Source organism: Streptomyces sp. NPDC058701 (assembly GCF_042715295.1).
Lineage (GTDB): Bacteria > Actinomycetota > Actinomycetes > Streptomycetales > Streptomycetaceae > Streptomyces.
Genome location: NZ_JBHXSY010000130.1, coordinates 1 through 2,746, shown reverse-complemented (window position 1 = coordinate 2,746; position 2,746 = coordinate 1). Strand labels below are relative to the sequence as shown.

Annotated in this window: 1 protein-coding gene; it reads left to right on the top strand. The window is 71.3% G+C overall.

The window, feature by feature from the left end; genetic code table 11:
- Positions 1-162 precede the first annotated feature (162 nt).
- Positions 163-2,746 (top strand): type I polyketide synthase (locus ACFWW8_RS38450; protein WP_386537560.1); only part of this gene is annotated, 2,584 nt, incomplete at its 3' end.

Here is a 2,746-nt window from a genome sequence, read left to right as displayed (position 1 = left end):
GTCCAGGGCGTGGAGGTGTCCTGGCCGGCACTGTTCGAGGGCACCGGCGCCCGCAGCATAGACCTGCCCACTTATCCCTTCCAGCGTCGGCGTTACTGGCTGGAGTCGCGTCCTTCCGCGGCGGTTGTTCCGTCGGGGGTGCAGGACGGTCTGTCGTATGAGGTGGCGTGGAAGAGTCTGTCGTTGCGGGAGTCGGCGCGTCTTGACGGCCGGTGGCTGCTCGTCATGCCCGAGGACCTGGATGCGGACGGCACACGGATCGCCCACGACGTTCAGCACGCCCTCACCACCCACGGCGCCACCGTGCACACCCTTGTTCTTGACCCCACCACGGCGGACTTCGACGGCCGTTTCAGCAGGATCTTCGAGGAGACAACGGACGTCACGGGCATCCTGTCACTCCTCGGACTGGCTGTGGGCCCGTACCCGGAGCACGGCGAGGTGCCGCTCGCGGGAGCCGCGTCGCTGACGTTGATGCGCCAAGCCCTGCGAGACGGGTTCGGTGTTCCGGTGTGGGTGGTGACGCGGGGTGCGGTGTCCGTCGTGCCTGGTGAGGTGCCGGAGACGGCGGGTGCGCAACTGTGGGCGCTCGGCCGGGTCGCCGCTCTCGAACTCTCCGATCACTGGGGTGGTTTGATCGATCTCCCGGCGGACGCCGATGCGCGTACGGCGGGTCTGGCGGTACGGGCACTGGCCGCCGGGATCACGTCCGGTGAGGACCAGTTGGCGGTGCGGCCCTCGGGTGCCTACGGCCGGCGTCTCGTACGAGCCACTGCCCGTTGGGCACGGAAGGACTGGCGCCCGCAGGGCACGGTGCTGCTGGCCGGGGACCTTGACGCCGTCGGCGAGCCACTGGCCCGATGGCTGCTCACGGACGGTGCGGACCGCGTCGTACTCGCCGATCCCGCCCTGATGGAACTCCCGGCCGCGCTCTCGGACGTGGCTCAGCGCGTGACGACCGCTACGGCACCCGATCTTTCCGACCGTGCGGTCCTCGCCGCCCTCGTCACCGAGTACGCCCCTGCCACGGTGGTCGTCGTTCCGCCCGCGGCGGAGCTCGCTCCGCTGGAGAGCACGAGCCCGGCCGACCTCGCGGCGGCCGTCGCCGCCAAGTCCGCGACCGCCGCGCACTTCGACGCACTGCTCGACGGGCCACACGTACCGGAGCTGGTGCTGATCTCCTCGGTCGCGGGGATCTGGGGTGGTGTTCGGCAGGGTGCGTACGCCGTCGGCGCCGCTCACCTCGATGCCCTGGCCGCCCGCCGCCAGGCCCGGGGCCTGCCGACGGTCTCCGTCGCGTGGACGCCCTGGGCGGGTTCCGTCACCGCGGACGGCTCTGCCGCCGAGTCGCTGAGGCAGTACGGCATCGCTCCGCTGGAGCCCCAGGTGGCGCTTGCGGAGCTGAACCGGGCGCTGAACCGGGCACTGGGCGGCGGCGCGGGCAACGCCGCGGTGGCCGGCGTCGACTGGGAACGGTTCCTGGCGTCTTTCACCTCCGTACGCCCCAGCGTCCTCTTCGACGAGCTGCCCGAGGTGCGCCGTCTCCGTGAGGCGGAGGCGGCGGCCATGGCGGACCAGGCCGCCCGGACCGGAGCGCCCGGCGGCACAGAGCTGGCGCGCTCTCTGCGCGACAAGCCCCGGAACGCCCAGCGAAAGGCCCTCCTGGAGTTGATCACTGCCCACGTGGCGGCCGTACTGGGTGAGGGCGCTCCCGACGCGATCGACCAGAGCCGGGCGTTCAAGGACATCGGCTTCACCTCCATGACCGCGATGGAACTGCGCAACCGGCTCAAGGAGGCCACCGGGCTCACCCTTCCGGCCTCCCTCGTCTTCGACCACCCCCACCCCCGCGCACTCGCCGACCATCTGCGCGAGGAACTACTGAACGAGGACGATGCGGAAGGCACCGATTCCGAGCCGGCCGCCCCGAGCGGTCCGTCTCCGGCGGGCCAGGACGAGCCGATCGCCATCATCGGCATGGCCTGCCGCCTCCCCGGTGACGTCGGAACACCCGACGAACTCTGGGAGCTGCTCGAAACCGGCCGCGACGCCATTGCGGACCTGCCCGTCAACCGGGGGTGGGACGTGGCGGGGCTGTACGACCCGGATCCGGACGCGGCGGGGCGTTCCTACGTCCGGGAGGGCGGGTTCCTCCACGACGCGGGGGAGTTCGACGCGGAGTTCTTCGGCATCTCGCCGCGTGAGGCCCTGGCGATGGACCCACAGCAGCGAATCATCCTGGAACTCGCCTGGGAATCGTTCGAACGTGCGGGCCTGGACCCGGCCGGCCGGCGCGGCAGCCGTACCGGCGTGTTCATGGGAACCAACGGCCAGCACTACATGCCGCTGCTGCAGAACGGCAATGAGAGCTTCGACGGTTACCTCGGCACCGGCAACTCGGCCAGTGTCATGTCGGGCCGCATCTCGTACACCCTTGGCCTGGAGGGGCCGGCGCTGACGGTGGACACGGCGTGTTCGTCGTCGCTGGTCGCGCTGCACCTGGCGGTGCGGGCGCTGCGCAGCGGCGAGTGCGACCTCGCCCTCGCGGGCGGCGCGACCGTGATGTCGACGCCGGAGGTGCTTGTGGAGTTCTCCCGGCAGCGCGCAGTCGCCGCCGACGGCCGCTGCAAGGCGTTCTCCGCCTCGGCTGACGGCTTCGGACCGGCCGAGGGTGCGGGCGTGTTGCTCGTCGAGCGGTTGTCGGATGCGGTGCGTCATGGGCGTCGGGTGTTGGCGGTGGTGCGTG